Below are 14,894 nucleotides of genomic sequence, written 5' to 3' on the forward strand. Positions count from 1 at the left end.
CATTATATCCCCCTTATTTACCCGACACCACCGTCTTAGGGAGTGTCTGTACCTAGGCTTTAGACTAGGACTGATCCTGTTGAAAGACCAGTAAACTTATGCATAGCACTTTATTCCTATATTTGGTATAGTTGGATTTGACAGATTTCGAGCAAATTCTCTAGCCGATGGAGAGATAGACTGGAGTTGTTATACAATGTGGATATTTATTAGTGTAATGTGTTTTCTGGGATCACTTGCTTGTTTATTAGGGGCGATTGTATCGCTGTTTCAAAAACAAGGGTTGCACACAAAATACTTTTTAATATCAGGAGCGTTGTTTGTATTTTTTATCGCAGCTATAGTTGCAGCACCTGCTTCACCCGATGTTCCGGCTACTGCCAATAGAACGAATGTTGCAACTACCGCAACCAACCAACTGAACACTCCCGTTAAAGAGGCCCCAAAAACAGTGCCATATACCATTTTTGAAGATAATAAAAATGAGAAGGGGCCCACCAGAAAGGTTAGGGTTATGACTGACGCCACTACCGAAGCTGAATTCAGGCAAATAGTAGAAAGTATACGTAAGGATTCCATGGGCTTCGAATATGTCTGGCTCTATTTTCATGATCCCAAACCAAGCAAATATGGTAGTACTGGAGATTTCGTGGGAGCTGTTCGCTTTCCGCTCACTCGTCGAGGTGTAGCTTTATCCGGTGCCAAAACTATCGATGAATTATATCTTACAATTGGTAATCAATCAGCTCAGACCCTTAAATCCGAAGTCGCCATCGATGTTAAACCCTATGAAGAGGCGGTTACCAAGCGTGAACAATCAAAACGGGTGGGCACTATCAGTCCTAGCCTGGAGCAATTTAAACAGGCCTTTAATGCATCTGCCAAACAATTAGGGCTTTCCCATCAAATTAACAAAATCAATTTCATTGATTCAAAGCAAGTTAGTTTTCAAGTTGAATTTAGTGATTTGCTCTTCTTAAACGGCGACCTCAATGCCAAAGACGGAAGCCTGCGATCAGCCTTCATGGCCGGTGGAACGGATGGAACCGACAAAACTGGAAATAACATGCTGTTATCGTTTGTTGCCCTGATCGCGGCTACGAATCCCGGCTTGTCGCGGGAGGAAGGTGATGATATCCTCATGGATTTGGGTTTCGTAAAAGGCAATGATACGCTTAACTTGAAAGAATCCGTAATTAAGAATGGGGTGAAATATTCCATTCAATCCAGCAAAGAAGCTGGCTTTTGGTTTTTTGTAGAAGACCCTAATCATGAGTATTGATTGCAAGGATGCATCAAGCCCGCATATCAGTTATCTGATAGCGGGCTTGACATTTGCGGGTGTATTCCCGATATATCCTTACCACAAGGTTGTCCAAAAGTAACTATTGCTGATGATCGGGACAGATCCATTTGTTGGAAAAGGTACATATATGGATGAAAAGGGAGCTAAGCGGCTTGTACTCATCCCGTCAAATTGCAAAAGCGGTTGGCGCACCCCATGTGCAAGAACAACAAAAGCTCATTAATCCATATATTGCTCATCTGGCTCATGTAAAGCTGCAGCCAAGATTTTCTCTGCGACGAATTCAGGAGTATCAGCAGGAGCGGGAAAACCTTGTCGCTGCTGGCGAACACCCAGAGCGTTTTTGCCAAAGTCCGTTGCGGTTGAGCGCGGATTGACGGTAATAACCCGAATATGCTCTGAGGCTAATTCACCTCGTGCCGTATCGGAAAGCATATTCAAAGCGGCTTTGGTAGCTGCATAAGCTGCTATTCCAGCAATATGCATCTTGGAGACCACCGAACTTATATTGATGATCAGTCCTCCCCCTTGCTCTCGCATGATAGGGATCGCAGCTTGCATAGCTGCTAAGGGTCCAAACACATTGAGTTCAAGAATCTTTCGGAAATCATCAGGATTGAGGTCAGCGATCGTTCCAACTGCAGATTGTCCTGCGTTATTGATGACCACATCCAGGCGACCAAAGCGGCGCACCGTTTCCTCAATGACTTGTTGAACTTGCTTCGGATCGCTCACGTCAGCAGGAAGAGCGACAGCGTCGATTCCCTGACTCTGTAATTCCTCAGCAAGATGATTGAGTGCATCGGCAGATCGAGCTACCAGTGCTAATGTAGCACCAGCAGTGGCAAAGCGGCGTACTGTGGCTAATCCGATACCCGCGGATGCTCCAGTAATAAGAACGACCTTGTTACGAATTTCCATAATAAATGTTCCTTTCTTTGAGAAGATTAGCCAAACCGTTTTGGAAGGAAGCGATCAAGCAGGCACCTGAAAAAATTAACCGATTAATGAAAGGGGCAAAACAGATCGGCTACATGGTGCTCTGCTTGCTTTCCTCTCTAATCTTACAGTTGGAGCACTTGATACGGAAGTTCAAAAAGGTTAGCATGGTATTAACTAATAGTTTATACAAAAGGGAGGTCCTATAAATGAATGAACAATTGAATACATTTATTCAGGTGGCAAAGTCCGGCAGCTTTTCCAAGGCAGCTGAAAAACTATTTGTTTCTCCAACCGCTGTGATGAAGCAAATGAATTTATTGGAAAAGCATGTAGGAGTGCCTCTTTTGATTCGCACTAACCATGGTGTTGGGCTTACCGATGCTGGAGAATCCTTTAGCAAGGATGCGGCATTTATTTTGCAGTATTTTCAAGAAGCTATGCTACGCACGCGTCAAGCCGCTCAGGCAAGTCAGCATATTATTCGCGTGGGAACCTCTATGCTTAATCCCTGCAAGGTTTTGCTAGATTTGTGGAATGAAATCAGCGACCAACATCCGCAGTTCAAAATCAAAATCGTCCATTTTGAGGATGATGCTTATACACTCCCAACCACTTATCGCACGATCGGCAAGCACTTTGATTTCATCGTAGGGCCAACCCTTACTGAAAACTGGAAGGAATATTTCCATATGCTTGAGTTGGGAAGTTACCGCTTTTGCTTTGCTGTATCTCGCAACCATCGGCTGGCTTCCAAAAAAACACTGTCAGTCAAAGATTTGTATGGAGAGAAGTTGGCTGTGGTGAATGGAGGAAAAAGTGCAGTAATTGAGGAAATTCGTGTTTTTTTGAAAAGGAACCATCCTAAAATCCGAATTAAAGATGTTCCGCGCCTTTATGATATTGATGTATTTAATCGTTGCGAGGAAAGTGGTGTTGTCCTACTAACATTGGATGCATGGGCAGATATTCATCCGTCCTTAGTGACCATCCCAAGCGATTTGAACATCACAATACCCTATGGCTTGCTATATCCCTTACATCCATCCGAGGATGTCAATACGTTTTTAGAAATCATAAAAGAAATGCAACCTAAGCACAGCACTCTTCTCCCGCTAGAGCTTAATAACAGAATTTAAGTGTACACAATCATAAAAAATTGGTTGGATCTTGATCCCACTGGATGATGGCTTCATTAAAATAGAGTTTTTATTAACCTAAATTTAGCTCTTCCTTAATCTTCTTCATCTCAGTTATAGCATGTTTAATCATATTTTATTGATTTTTTCACCTGTGTATACATTGTTATCATCAATCACTTCAGACAGATATTCCTCCAATTCGGCATTAGACTTATCCAGCAATTCGATACCATGCCATTCTCCATCCCAAATCGCAGCAACACGCTGCCTATCATCGTCATTTAATTCGTCAAAATAAAATATCCAATACTTATACTTCTTGTTGATTCTCATCTTCTCATCCCCTCAAATGAAACCGAGATTTTAACACCATAAATCATTTCCAATTCTTTTTTCAGTGAAATAAATTGATTTACCTGCCATAGCAAAGTAATACATTGAAAGATCGAAATCACCTTGTTCATAATTTAGAAATCCTAAATTATAATATACTTCTGTAAAATCAAGCCTCTCATGGAATTCTTCAAAGCCATGGTAGAATCTTCCTTTGTCAGGAGTCTGATACAAAAAGAATTCATAAATCCTTATTGCCTTCGCATAATATTGTTCACTTCACATTTTAGTAGGGTACTGGGAGGTAAATGACTATGACGAGAAAAAATATACTGAGAACAAAGATAACAATATTTTCGAAAATGAATTTTTTCTCTCCTACTAAGGTACCGTAGTTATTGCAACTGTGTTTGTTTCCGCGAGCCAATCAACCTTTGCACCTAAGGACTCACTAATAAATCTGACGGGCACCATGGTTGTAGCATTTACTAACATTACTTTCTCATCTAGCAACTGACGTTTTTCATCTACTAGAGCTGTACGAGAACCTATTCTCAGCTTGACCACCTTGCTCCCCAATGAAGCTGTAACTTTTCTCTCAGCCTCATTCCATTCAACTTTGGCGCCCAATGCCGAATAAATGCCTCTCATTGGTACTACCGTTGTTTAATTTAGTAATACTGAGGATTGTTCAAATAAGAGTTCTTCACCATTAAGAGTAACTCTAATATGTTTTTCTGTTATTTCGTTAAATGACTTATCGGGGTCTAAGATCCTTACGTTGCGCCCCTTTAGTTCCTCAATTACTTGAAACGTTTCTGCCGTTAGTGGATTATTCTTTAAATATAGGCTATGTAATGATGGCATTTCCCTTAAAGGGGTTAAGTCACTGATCTCGGTGTCATTAAGATACAAAAATTCTAGTAGCGGAAGTCCTGCCAAGGGATGGATATCCGTCACTGAGGTGTTAGCAATATTAAGACCCTTCAGTTTTTTCATATCTTTAAGGACTGAAATATCATCCACCGGATTACTCTCCAGACGCAAAACAGATAATTGAGTGGCTTTATTAAGTGGAGATATGTCATACACCTGGTTATTATCTAGATCAACATTGATTAGTCTAGTCATATTCTTCAGTGGTTCTAAATTAGAAATCCGGTTATGATTCATGTAGAGAAACATCATCCGATGCATACCACTTAGCGGTCCAAGATCTTCAATTTCATTACCAATAAGCAGCAATTGATTGAGCCCTGTTGCATGTTCCAAACCTTTCAAGCTCTTGATAGCGTAAGGCTTATATTCTAATAACTTGTCCATTCTGCTAACATCAGCAGCCAAAATCGGTTTATCCGAAAAATTCAGCTTTTCTCTGATAACTTTCTCTAAATTCGGATCCTCGATAACTCCTGAAGCCGTAGCAATGCTTGAGAACAATAATGATACTGTAAGTATCAAACTAAGGGTAGCTAACAATATTCTCCCTCCGAATATCTTCTCCTTTGTGAAAGTTTGAATCAACCATTTTTACAATAAACGGAAAATATCTAAGATTCAATTTCGACAAAAGTTAACAAATACCCTTTATTCGACAAGTAATTTCCATTAAAGGTTCAAAATCTATCTTAGAGCTATTCCTCAGTTCAAAATGAATAAACTCCTTCTAACCCCCCTCAACCCGTATCCCACCGTTGTATGCTTGAATAAAGTCACTTTACGAAAACAAGAAAAAAGACAGAAATAAACAGGGGAAAAGCAAAATCGCCCTGCGATAGATCTAGGGGAAATGAATGGGGAGAAAAATGATTGGAGATGGATCGAGAAGTACGGGGGCAAGATAGGAATATCAAGGGTTTCGTGTGTCGCGGCGACCTGCTGAAAACCCATTGGTGTTTATCCATGTTAAAGAAAAACCGAGCAAACTCAGTGATATTACTGGGTCTCGCTCGGTTACTTTCGGTTTTTTAGTCGGCTTCAGGGTGTCGCTGGAGGTTAGCGGTATCTGCTGCCTTTATCATCCACTAATATCAGGGCTTTATTACGATTTTAGCAGGACTTTATTTGTTATAGCAGGGGTTTATTAGCTGGTTACACCTCCCGATATATCCTTACCACGCACTCTACATGTGTTGTATGCGAGAATGTACGTAGTTGAAGTTTTGGGAAAAACTTGATAATTTGGCTTTACTGTTTAATTGAATCAACCCACTCATCTACTCCAGATTAATACAATTTATCCCTGTTTATCTGTTTATCTGTTTATTACAACTACTTTTTTAAGAGTTGTAGGATTTGCTCATGCACTTGTATCGTGCCTACAATAATTCCCCCATCATAAGTAATATCAATCTCATTTCCTTCTAGGTCCGAAAATACACATCCGACTTCTTCCAAAATAACACGACTAGCCGCATAATCCCAAGACTTAATGGAGCATTGTACAAAAGCCCCCAATTTACCAATAGCTATATCGCATAATTCAATCGTAGTTGCTCCATATACCCTAATCCCTCTTGCGCTTGATGCCAATCGGAAAAACGAATTCCACTTAACATTATATTCCAATTCATTCCAAGGGAGATTGAAGGCTAACAATTGCTGTTCTAACCTCGCAGTTGGAAGCATCTCCAGCTTGGATTGATTAAGAAACGCCCCTTCATTCTTAAAAGCATGAAATAGCTTATTGTTCATCACATCATACACAATTCCAAACACACCGATTTTTTCATAACAAAAGGCAACGGAAATAGCGAAATCCTGTCTCCGGTTAATCATATTTGTCGTCCCGTCTATTGGATCTATGATCCATAAATACGTATGGCTTGAACTTGTATTCGCAATGCCTTCTTCTCCAACAATATTATGTTCCGGATAATGCCTTTTAATATTGTCTACTATAAACGTTTCAACCTTTTGATCAATAATTGTTACCAAATCAGCATGACTGGCTTTAATATTAACTTCCAAATCCGCTTGCAATAATTGCTTAATTAGTTCACCAGCTTCAATGACCCAATTCATTGCTTGATTATATATTTGTTGTTCTATCATCGTTTACATTCTCCTCCTTGTAAGAATAACTATTATAAACTTGCACTTGAACGATTAATTTCGAGATTGATTACTCCCATTGGACTGGCTATCAGGGAAGAAATTTTATGTTTATGTTTAATACTGGAGTTTTTTATTACAAATTGAATTTGTATCGATCGTTGCGGTTCAATAACATGAAGTTTAAGTGAATGAATGAATATCTTTTCTTCCGCGAAAAATTTCATAAGCTCTTCGATATCCCCGCTTTTTGCTAAAGTAACTACATATTCATCTGCACGCCCTGATTTCAACACTTTCTTTTCAACAATATTTAACAAGAATAAACTGATCAATACAAGTACGGTAGCAAGGGCAGCCGGATAATAAAACCCAGTACCTACAGCTAATCCAATAGCTGCCACAACCCACAGAGATGCAGCAGTTGTTAACCCAGATACCCCGATGCCCGTACGCATAATCGTTCCAGCACCCAAAAAACCAATCCCGCTTACAATTTGTGCCGATAGTCTGGATGGATCCATACGGACATTAGGCTCATAAGCAAATGCTGAAAACCCATAGATGGATGTTAACGTAATTAAAGCGGCACCCACACATACAAGTATGTGTGTGCGTAAGCCAGCAGGATGTTTCCCTCGTTCCCTTTCAAGTCCAATTATCCCGCCCAAAATCAACGCAATAATGATTCTAATGCTAATTTCATTCAAACTAATATGCCATACTTGCGAGTCCGCCATCATAATGGAATACCCTTGTTTGCATAATTGTCATCATTCGCTCTTAATTTATCTAATGGAGTGACAGAGTCTAGTGCATCCGATTCATCCACCATTTCCAGAACCCAAATAAGCTCATTATCTGTATCTTTTAATCCATGGATAAGCGTATTAAAGGGAATCGTTCCTTGCCCTATCGCTAAATGCTCATCCATATTGCCATGGTTATCGTTCAGATGTAAGCCAATCAAATGTGTTTTGCATTTTTCAAGTTCATCTAAAGATTGACCCGAACCAACCATATGCGCATGGCCAACATCCAATAGGATTTTTAATCTATCCGACTTAACCTCATGTAACACATCCATTAGAAAATCACAATCGGATCCAAATCGATTCGCACTTGGAGGCACATTTTCCAATGCAATTGGAATTCCTAATTCACCATTTGTTAGGGTAATGAGCTGGCGCATAAAATCAGCAGTTTGAGTGACTGCCTTAGCTCTAAGCAGATTATAGCCTGACAAGTCCATGGTAGGGTGAGGTATTGAATCCTCGATGAAACCTGGATGAATTACTACATAAGAAGACTTTAATCTTTCAGCAATTTTAATAGCACTTTTCAACAGTTGGAAGCTTTGTTCAATTATTCTCGGATCTCTTGAGGTGGGATTTACTCCTTCTATAGGCGCGTGCAAGGACCAGCTAATGCCATTTGTTCCGGTTAATGCATCCAGCCAATTCAATTGTTCTTCGTCCCAATTCAGTATTGAACGATGTTTGCCTTCGCACATAATTTCTATGGATGTCCAGCCTGATCGAACCATACGTTCCAATGCATCTTCAAGCGGAATATCTAAGTATACAAGGGTAGATATTCTGTAATGATTTTTATGATCTCGAGTCATTTAAACACCCCTTCCTTATTTAATACCTGAGCTGATAAAGCTATTAATAAATTTCCGTTGAAAGATTAGAAACCCAAGCAGCAACGGTGCAACAACAATTAGTGTAGCAGCAGTGATCATCGACCATTGTGCGCCAGTCTCAGCAGATTTTGCAAATAGTGCAAGGCCGACAGTAAGCGGACGATTCTCAACAGAGTTAGTAACAATTAGTGGCCATACAAAGTTATTCCAATGATAGCTGACAGATACAAGGCCGAAAGACAATATTGCAGGGCGCGCCAACGGGAAATAAATCGTCCATAATATACGCCACTTACTGCAACCTTCAATTTGAGCAGCCTCTTCTAATTCAATTGGTATTGTTTTAAAATATTGCCTGAGCAGAAAAATCCCAAAAGCAGAAGCAAAATAGGGAATCATAATCCCTAATTTAGTATCTAATAATGATAGATCTCGCAGCACCAGATACTCCGGAAAAATCAAGACATCTACCGGTATCATAATTTGGATAAGAAAGAGTATGAATACGAAGCTTTTCCCAATAAATTCAAGCCTGGCAAAAACATAAGCAGCCATGGTGCTGGTAATCATTTGAAAACCAAATATACCAACAACAATAATGATTGTATTAATAAAATAAGTCAGGAATGGAGCTGCGCTCCAAACATTGATAATGTTGTCTAACGTGAAATTAAAGGAAAATCCTTTTGACAAAGGAATATCTTGTGGCCTAAAAGCCATATAGATCATCCATATTAGTGGAATTGACCAAATTATTGCAAATGTATAAACCAATACTATGAATGGAATTTGTTTAATTCTTTTCATTTAATCCGACACCCTTCAACGATAGTGAATTTTTTTATCCATTCCGAAAAACTGCAGTATAGTCATTACTAACATGATAAGTATCATAATTACCGTTGCCGCTGCAGCCATTCCGTAATCCCAGAATGCGAATGCTTGCTGATAAATATAGTACAGGAGTAAATTGCTTGAATTGTTGGGCCCGCCTTGCGTCATGACAAACAATTGATCTACGGTTTTGAACGAATTTGTTAAGGCAACTATTAAAACAAACAATGTTGTAGGCATCAGCAAAGGAAATGTTATTCTCCAGAATACCTTAAATGGATGAATACCATCTATTTTGGCAGCTTCATAAATTTCAGGAGATATGTTCTGAATTCCAGCCAAATAAAAAATCATAAAATATCCAGCTTCTTTCCAAATCATCATAATAGTCAAGGCTGTCATGACCCAAGTTTCAGAGCCTAACCAGCTTACATTGCCCATATGGAGAAAATTTGTTAATCGGCTTAGCAATCCATATTCAGGTGTATAAATAAACAACCATATATTAGCCAACGCTATCATAGGCACTACATTCGGATAGAAAAACGATGTTCTGACGAAACCGCGAAATTTAAGAGCTTTATTAGCAAAAATGGCAAAAATCAAACCTATGCCAATCGATGTTGGGACCGTTCCAATCATGTACCAAAAGTTATTTATCATTACTTTATGAAATATGTCATCAGCGAATAGATGCTTGTAATTTGCGAAAGCAGTAAATGATGGTTCTATTACCGCCAAGTTTTTTTCGTAAAAGCTCTGAACGATTGTTATGCCTATTGGGTAAAAGGTAAAAACTGTCAATAATAACAAGGATGGAAATAATAATGACCAAGCAAAGATTTCAGATTTCCATTTTTTCTTTATGGAACTAAACATATTAATCCTCCAATTCCTGTCTGAAAATAAAGAGCCGTTGGGATGATTTTAAGACCCCGAGAACGGCTCATCTCCTAATTTACTGCTTGAAAGGTGCTAGTGCCTTCTCTGCATCAATTTGGGCCTTTGCCAGGGCATCGGCCGCAGAAGTTTTACCAAATAACGCAGCTTGAATACTATCATTTAATATAGAGGTTACTTTCCCATTGTTATGAGTTGAAAGCTCCCCTTTAGCATATTGAAGTTGTTCACGTGCTATTAGAGCTGCAGGAAATTGTTTAATATATTCTTTCATAATCTCTGTATCATAAGAGGACTTTCGCACTCCAATATACCCTGTATCAATACTCCATTGAGCCGCTCTTTCCGGATCTGTCATGAATTTTACAAATTTCCAAGCTGCTTCTTGTCTTTCCTTACTGATCCCTTTGAATATATAGAGATTGCCTCCCCCTGTAGCTGTTCCATATTGCTTGTTCATAGGAAGAAAGCTTACACCAAAATCAAATTTTGCACTTTTTCGAACATTAGTTAGATTTCCGGTTGTATGATACATCATTGCTGTTTTTTGCTCCAGAAAATCTGAAGGTACTGTAGCCCATTCAATTATTTTCTCAGGCATGACTTTATGTTTTTTTGATAAATCGATCCAATACTGTAAAGCTTCTATGTTGCCTGGTGTGTTATAATACACTTCTTTGCCATCTTGATTCATTAAATTTTTTCCATTTTGCATGGCTAACCCGGAGAACATCCAAGTTGAGAACGTAGGTGCTGATGAAGGTATTTCTACGCCCCATCTTCCTTCTTTCTTCAATTTCGTTGCCATTGTTGTTAACTCATCCCAAGTTGTAGGCGGTTTCTCCGGATCAAGGCCTACTTCCCGGAAAGCATCCTTATTATAATAGAGGAGCACTGTGCTTCTTTGGAAAGGAATACTGTAGGTTTTACCATTAGCCTGTGCATTTTCCATAAATGCAGGATAGAAATCGGATATGAACTTCTCCCCACCATCTTTAGCAATAAAGTCATCCAAGGGCTCAATAGCCTTCATATCTAGGAAACTAAATAAATCTGCTGCCAATAAAACGGCTACATCCGGTGGATTACCTCCTTGAACGGCAGCCTGCGTCTTTAAAGTTGTATCTCCATAAGCTCCAGTGTATACGGGTTTAACTGTAATTCCAGGGTTTTCTTTCATAAACAATTCTGCCATACCTTCAATAGATGCAGTTAAGGGTCCTCCAACCTGAATTGGATAATAGAAGGTAAGCTCTACTGGCTTAACTGGCACAGCCGGAGTATTACTTGGCACCACTGTGCTGTTTTCCGGTTTTTGGGTGGGCTCTTTGGTTTCAGTTGCCCCTTTTGTATCTCCTCCACTAATTCCGCAGGCAGTACATACGAATAACATGACAACGGTTACAATCGTGACTAATAATTTTCGTTTCAACTTTATCTCTCCCTTTCTGATTTAATATGTTTATCATACTCTCCTTAAAATTGAATAGAAACGACTTGATTTTAAGCTTTGGTATGAAATATTATGCATATAAAATTTTAAGTCCCCATGATAGAATGAGAGTAACAAAACCTAGCAAACACGAAACGAGGGTCGACTATGCGTTCTGAATTTCGTTTAATTCCTCCAAGCCTGACACTTTCGACTAAGCTACTTATCCTCTTTATTTTATTAATATTATTACCATTGATTACCCAAGGAATCGTAACCTATTTTGATTTCTCTTCGACCATAGAACGGAGAACAAAAATATATGCCATTCAGATTGTTAATCAAATAAATAAAAGTCTCGACAAAACATTTATGGAAGAAAAGCAAAGTTTATCTTTACTTACCATATACAACGGGGAGATGAAGCAGATTCTCCAAAACCACAGTCAAGCCAATAATAAAGATTCTATACCCTCCACACTGGAGAAATCCACCATGTTTCGTTATATGGCTGCTTCCTCTCCTTATCGATCCGAAATCAGAGGTATTCAGATAATTACAACCAATGGATATTTATTTACTGACATGGATCCTTATTTAATAAAGTCCTTTTACTTTGATGATAATGAAACGTGGGTGCCAAGAGTTCGCAATGCGGCTGGATTATGGGTAGCCATCCCGCAACACTACCCAAAATATTTAAGTGAGACTAAACCTATGCCATACATTTCATTAGCCCGAATGATTATAGACCCTGGTAGTATGCAGTCCCTCGGAATTATAAAGGTTGATTTTCGCCTTGAGGTATTTAGTCAAATTGCAGCTAATTATAAATTCGGTGAAATCGGGAGTCTTCTTATCTTAAATAAAGACAACGAACTATTCTATGAACAAAATATTGAAGGTATCAAAACAGATTTCAAAGAAATCAATTCCGTTTTGCAATTACATAATGAAAGCGCATCATTTGAAGCGGAAATTAATGGTAAGAAGCATCTCGTCATTATAGATCAATCTGATAACACCGGTTTAAAGGTTGTAAGTTTAATACCTGAGCATTTACTGCTCAAAGAAACATTGCCTATTAAACGGGTATCCATCCTGATTGGAAGCCTATGTTTAATCGTAGGTATTATATTAGCCTTGTTTTTTTCATACCGATTAAGCCGTCCGCTTGTAGAATTGCGCAACAAAATGAAATTAGTACAATTAGGTAATTTCCGCCAAAGCATCGATGTCCATACACAAGATGAATTTGGACAGCTTGCAAGAGGTTTTAATCGAATGTCTGCAGAAATAGAACGATTAATAGAAGAAGTTTTATTAATTGGAATTAAAGAGAAGGAAGCAGAAATATCGGCTCTGCTTAGCCAAATGAATCCTCATTTTATGTACAACACATTAGAATCTATCAATATGAAAGCGATTCAAAATCAAAATTATGATGTTTCCGATATGGTTTCGGCTTTAGGAAATTTATTGCGTTATACGATCAACACTAGCTCTAAATATGTTCCTCTAGCGTTAGAACTATCCTCCATAGAATCCTATATTCAGATTCAACAAATCCGCTATGGTGAACGTTTAAAAGTATTCATTCAGGTAGAGAATCAGCTTCGTTCATTGCTTATCCCCAAACTACTATTTCAGCCACTTGTTGAGAATGCTATCTACCATGGGATCGAAGATATGAATAGGGGAGGAGAAATCTGGATCCGTGTAGATACCTTTGAGAATAACCTATTGCTCACCGTTCGTGACAATGGAAAAGGATTGACAGAGGATGAAATTAAATGGCTATATACTTCATTAAAACAACCGATTAACGCTTCTTCCAAAGGCAGTGGAGTTGCCCTTCGGAATATCGACCAAAGGGTCAAGCTAATGTATGGTGAAGAATTCGGACTTCATATAGATGGAATACCAGGCGAGGGAGCTTCTTTCACCATTACATTACCAATCGAACCAAGGAGAGATTACAATGCCCAAAATCCTAATTATTGAAGATGAAGAAGTCATACGTAACGGTATTAAAAACTTAATCCAATCTTTTCCTATAGCAATTTCAGTAACCGAAGCTGAGCATGGAAAAGCAGCCTTAGAGCAGCTCCACTCTTATATCCCTGATTTAATTATTACAGATATTAGAATGAGGGAAATGGATGGAATCTCATTCATAAAAAAAGCCAAGGATATGTTTCCCAACATCCCCATTATGATTATTAGCGGTTACGGGGAGTTTGAGTATGCCCAACTTGCCTTGCGGTATGGAGTTTGTGAGTATTTACTAAAACCAATAAACCGAAATTTATTCTTTCTAGCTCTGGAACGAATTTTTTCCTCCCAAAACTACTCCTCAGCTAGTCATGTAAAGATCGTCGAAAAAAATTTTCCTGATGAAATTATTGTTAACAATAAAGACAAATTCATTATTTCAAAAATTAAAACATATATACTAGCTAACCTTGAAGGAAACTTAACTCTTCAATCAATTGCAGAGCAAGTCAATCTTCATCCTACATACCTAAGTCACCTGTTTAAGAATGAAACAGAGATTACGATTACGGATTATATAGCTCAAGCTCGTATTGAAAAGGCAAAGTATCTCTTGTCAGCCACAACTTTAAAAATATACGATATTGCTCTATTGTCGGGATATCAAAGTCCAAAGCACTTCATGCTTGTTTTCAAACAACAAACAGGTAAAACGCCAAGTGGCTATAGAAACGAATTGCTGGAATAATTAATTAATCCCGATTTACCGGAAGATAAAAGTAAAGGAAGAACACTCAGTCACAAGTGTTCTTCTCTTCGATAATATTCATTTATCATTCCGTGTTGGTTTAAGGATGTTCGCACATGCGAACCAAATCCGATTCGGATATATGTTTAGTTAGCTTATCTAACTCAGTTGAAGCAAACCAGTCAACCTCAATGCCCCCAGCTCCGTATTTAACTACGTGCGTAACAGTAAATGGCGACATGAATAGGTTGTGATGAACAAGAGGAATAAAGATTATGGCTTCTCCCTCTTTAATAAACTTCAAGGATAACTCACCATAAGAGGTAAGCTCAGCGTAAACAAACCATCCACTTTGCACAATATAAATTTCTGTTAACTCTTTATGGTAGTGGCTGTTCTGCCATCCACCAACGCTTGATGCTTCCGTTCGTATGTACGAACTTCCATCCGAACTAACTAAACGGAACCTTCTCTCACCGTTTTCCATTTGTTGATGAACCGTTTCAATGCCAAATGATCTAGCTTCTTCAGAAGAAATGTTTATCGACATGGAATCCCCCCTT

16 protein-coding genes are annotated in these 14,894 nt (G+C 38.7%); 4 read left to right on the forward strand and 12 right to left on the reverse strand.

Annotation, left to right across the window (positions count from 1 at the left end; translation table 11 throughout):
- The first annotated feature begins 196 nt into the window (after positions 1–196).
- A complete protein-coding gene (locus tag NST47_RS29260; protein ID WP_341158283.1) occupies positions 197–1,282 on the forward strand; it encodes a hypothetical protein in 1,086 nt (361 codons plus the stop codon).
- Between the two features lie 243 nt (positions 1,283–1,525).
- On the opposite strand, the gene NST47_RS29265 is transcribed toward NST47_RS29260, so the two are convergent.
- The gene (locus NST47_RS29265; RefSeq protein ID WP_341158284.1) at positions 1,526–2,227 is read right to left on the reverse strand and encodes an SDR family NAD(P)-dependent oxidoreductase; all 702 of its coding nucleotides are present in this window, start codon (positions 2,225–2,227) and stop codon (positions 1,526–1,528) included.
- Positions 2,228–2,454: 227 nt separating this feature from the next.
- On the opposite strand from NST47_RS29265, the gene NST47_RS29270 reads away from it, so the two are divergent.
- Complete coding sequence (locus NST47_RS29270) at positions 2,455–3,384, forward strand: LysR family transcriptional regulator (protein ID WP_341158285.1); 930 nt, start codon at positions 2,455–2,457, stop codon at positions 3,382–3,384.
- 129 nt (positions 3,385–3,513) lie between these two features.
- Here NST47_RS29270 and NST47_RS29275 read toward each other — a convergent pair whose 3' ends face one another.
- The 10 genes from NST47_RS29275 to NST47_RS29315 form a co-directional block, all read right to left on the reverse strand.
- Positions 3,514–3,720 (reverse strand): hypothetical protein, encoded by a 207-nt coding sequence (locus tag NST47_RS29275; protein ID WP_341158286.1) that lies wholly within the window; start codon positions 3,718–3,720, stop codon positions 3,514–3,516.
- Positions 3,717–3,851, reverse strand: a complete 135-nt coding sequence (locus tag NST47_RS29280) for a hypothetical protein (RefSeq protein ID WP_341158287.1) — start codon at positions 3,849–3,851, stop codon at positions 3,717–3,719. Before NST47_RS29280 ends, NST47_RS29275 begins: the two co-directional genes overlap by 4 nt.
- Before the next feature lie 250 nt (positions 3,852–4,101).
- Complete coding sequence (locus NST47_RS37230) at positions 4,102–4,371, reverse strand: copper amine oxidase N-terminal domain-containing protein (RefSeq protein WP_445667412.1); 270 nt, start codon at positions 4,369–4,371, stop codon at positions 4,102–4,104.
- 15 nt (positions 4,372–4,386) lie between these two features.
- Positions 4,387–5,199, reverse strand: a complete 813-nt coding sequence (locus tag NST47_RS29285; protein ID WP_341158288.1) for a leucine-rich repeat domain-containing protein — start codon at positions 5,197–5,199, stop codon at positions 4,387–4,389.
- 792 nt (positions 5,200–5,991) lie between these two features.
- Positions 5,992–6,774, reverse strand: coding sequence for an inositol monophosphatase family protein (locus NST47_RS29290; RefSeq protein WP_341158289.1), 783 nt, complete (start codon positions 6,772–6,774; stop codon positions 5,992–5,994).
- A 32-nt stretch (positions 6,775–6,806) separates the two neighbouring features.
- The gene (locus tag NST47_RS29295) at positions 6,807–7,517 is read right to left on the reverse strand and encodes an MgtC/SapB family protein (RefSeq protein ID WP_445667413.1); all 711 of its coding nucleotides are present in this window, start codon (positions 7,515–7,517) and stop codon (positions 6,807–6,809) included.
- Positions 7,514–8,401 (reverse strand): sugar phosphate isomerase/epimerase family protein, encoded by an 888-nt coding sequence (locus NST47_RS29300; RefSeq protein WP_341158290.1) that lies wholly within the window; start codon positions 8,399–8,401, stop codon positions 7,514–7,516. The genes NST47_RS29295 and NST47_RS29300 overlap by 4 nt, the downstream gene beginning before the upstream one ends.
- A gap of 15 nt (positions 8,402–8,416) precedes the next feature.
- The gene (locus NST47_RS29305) at positions 8,417–9,229 is read right to left on the reverse strand and encodes a carbohydrate ABC transporter permease (protein ID WP_341158291.1); all 813 of its coding nucleotides are present in this window, start codon (positions 9,227–9,229) and stop codon (positions 8,417–8,419) included.
- Positions 9,230–9,244: 15 nt separating this feature from the next.
- Complete coding sequence (locus NST47_RS29310) at positions 9,245–10,135, reverse strand: carbohydrate ABC transporter permease (RefSeq protein WP_341158292.1); 891 nt, start codon at positions 10,133–10,135, stop codon at positions 9,245–9,247.
- Between the two features lie 79 nt (positions 10,136–10,214).
- Positions 10,215–11,549 (reverse strand): ABC transporter substrate-binding protein, encoded by a 1,335-nt coding sequence (locus NST47_RS29315; protein WP_445667487.1) that lies wholly within the window; start codon positions 11,547–11,549, stop codon positions 10,215–10,217.
- Between the two features lie 207 nt (positions 11,550–11,756).
- Here NST47_RS29315 and NST47_RS29320 point away from each other — a divergent pair, with 207 nt between their 5' ends.
- The gene (locus NST47_RS29320) at positions 11,757–13,592 is read left to right on the forward strand and encodes a cache domain-containing sensor histidine kinase (protein ID WP_341158293.1); all 1,836 of its coding nucleotides are present in this window, start codon (positions 11,757–11,759) and stop codon (positions 13,590–13,592) included.
- Positions 13,570–14,331 (forward strand): response regulator transcription factor, encoded by a 762-nt coding sequence (locus NST47_RS29325; RefSeq protein ID WP_341158294.1) that lies wholly within the window; start codon positions 13,570–13,572, stop codon positions 14,329–14,331. Before NST47_RS29320 ends, NST47_RS29325 begins: the two co-directional genes overlap by 23 nt.
- 100 nt (positions 14,332–14,431) lie before the next feature.
- Here NST47_RS29325 and NST47_RS29330 read toward each other — a convergent pair whose 3' ends face one another.
- Entirely contained in the window at positions 14,432–14,881 is a 450-nt protein-coding gene (locus NST47_RS29330; RefSeq protein ID WP_341158295.1) for a hypothetical protein, read from the reverse strand.
- Positions 14,882–14,894: the final 13 nt, after the last annotated feature.

The organism is Paenibacillus sp. FSL H8-0034 (genome assembly GCF_038000305.1).
In the GTDB taxonomy this organism is placed as follows: Bacteria; Bacillota; Bacilli; order Paenibacillales; family NBRC-103111; genus Paenibacillus_S.

Excerpts from the sequence above, each read along its gene's own strand:
- NST47_RS29330 (WP_341158295.1), bottom strand. The coding sequence starts at position 14,881 with ATGTCGATAAACATTTCTTCTGAAGAAGCTAGATCATTTGGCATTGAA.
- NST47_RS29320 (WP_341158293.1), top strand. The coding sequence starts at position 11,757 with ATGCGTTCTGAATTTCGTTTAATTCCTCCAAGCCTGACACTTTCGACT.
- NST47_RS29310 (WP_341158292.1), bottom strand. The coding sequence starts at position 10,135 with ATGTTTAGTTCCATAAAGAAAAAATGGAAATCTGAAATCTTTGCTTGG.
- NST47_RS29315 (WP_445667487.1), bottom strand. The coding sequence starts at position 11,549 with ATGTTATTCGTATGTACTGCCTGCGGAATTAGTGGAGGAGATACAAAA.
- NST47_RS29305 (WP_341158291.1), bottom strand. The coding sequence starts at position 9,229 with ATGAAAAGAATTAAACAAATTCCATTCATAGTATTGGTTTATACATTT.
- NST47_RS29275 (WP_341158286.1), bottom strand. The coding sequence starts at position 3,720 with ATGAGAATCAACAAGAAGTATAAGTATTGGATATTTTATTTTGACGAA.
- NST47_RS29260 (WP_341158283.1), top strand. The coding sequence starts at position 197 with ATGTGGATATTTATTAGTGTAATGTGTTTTCTGGGATCACTTGCTTGT.
- NST47_RS37230 (WP_445667412.1), bottom strand. The coding sequence starts at position 4,371 with ATGAGAGGCATTTATTCGGCATTGGGCGCCAAAGTTGAATGGAATGAG.
- NST47_RS29280 (WP_341158287.1), bottom strand. The coding sequence starts at position 3,851 with ATGAACAAGGTGATTTCGATCTTTCAATGTATTACTTTGCTATGGCAG.
- NST47_RS29325 (WP_341158294.1), top strand. The coding sequence starts at position 13,570 with ATGCCCAAAATCCTAATTATTGAAGATGAAGAAGTCATACGTAACGGT.
- NST47_RS29295 (WP_445667413.1), bottom strand. The coding sequence starts at position 7,517 with ATGATGGCGGACTCGCAAGTATGGCATATTAGTTTGAATGAAATTAGC.
- NST47_RS29265 (WP_341158284.1), bottom strand. The coding sequence starts at position 2,227 with ATGGAAATTCGTAACAAGGTCGTTCTTATTACTGGAGCATCCGCGGGT.
- NST47_RS29290 (WP_341158289.1), bottom strand. The coding sequence starts at position 6,774 with ATGATAGAACAACAAATATATAATCAAGCAATGAATTGGGTCATTGAA.
- NST47_RS29270 (WP_341158285.1), top strand. The coding sequence starts at position 2,455 with ATGAATGAACAATTGAATACATTTATTCAGGTGGCAAAGTCCGGCAGC.
- NST47_RS29300 (WP_341158290.1), bottom strand. The coding sequence starts at position 8,401 with ATGACTCGAGATCATAAAAATCATTACAGAATATCTACCCTTGTATAC.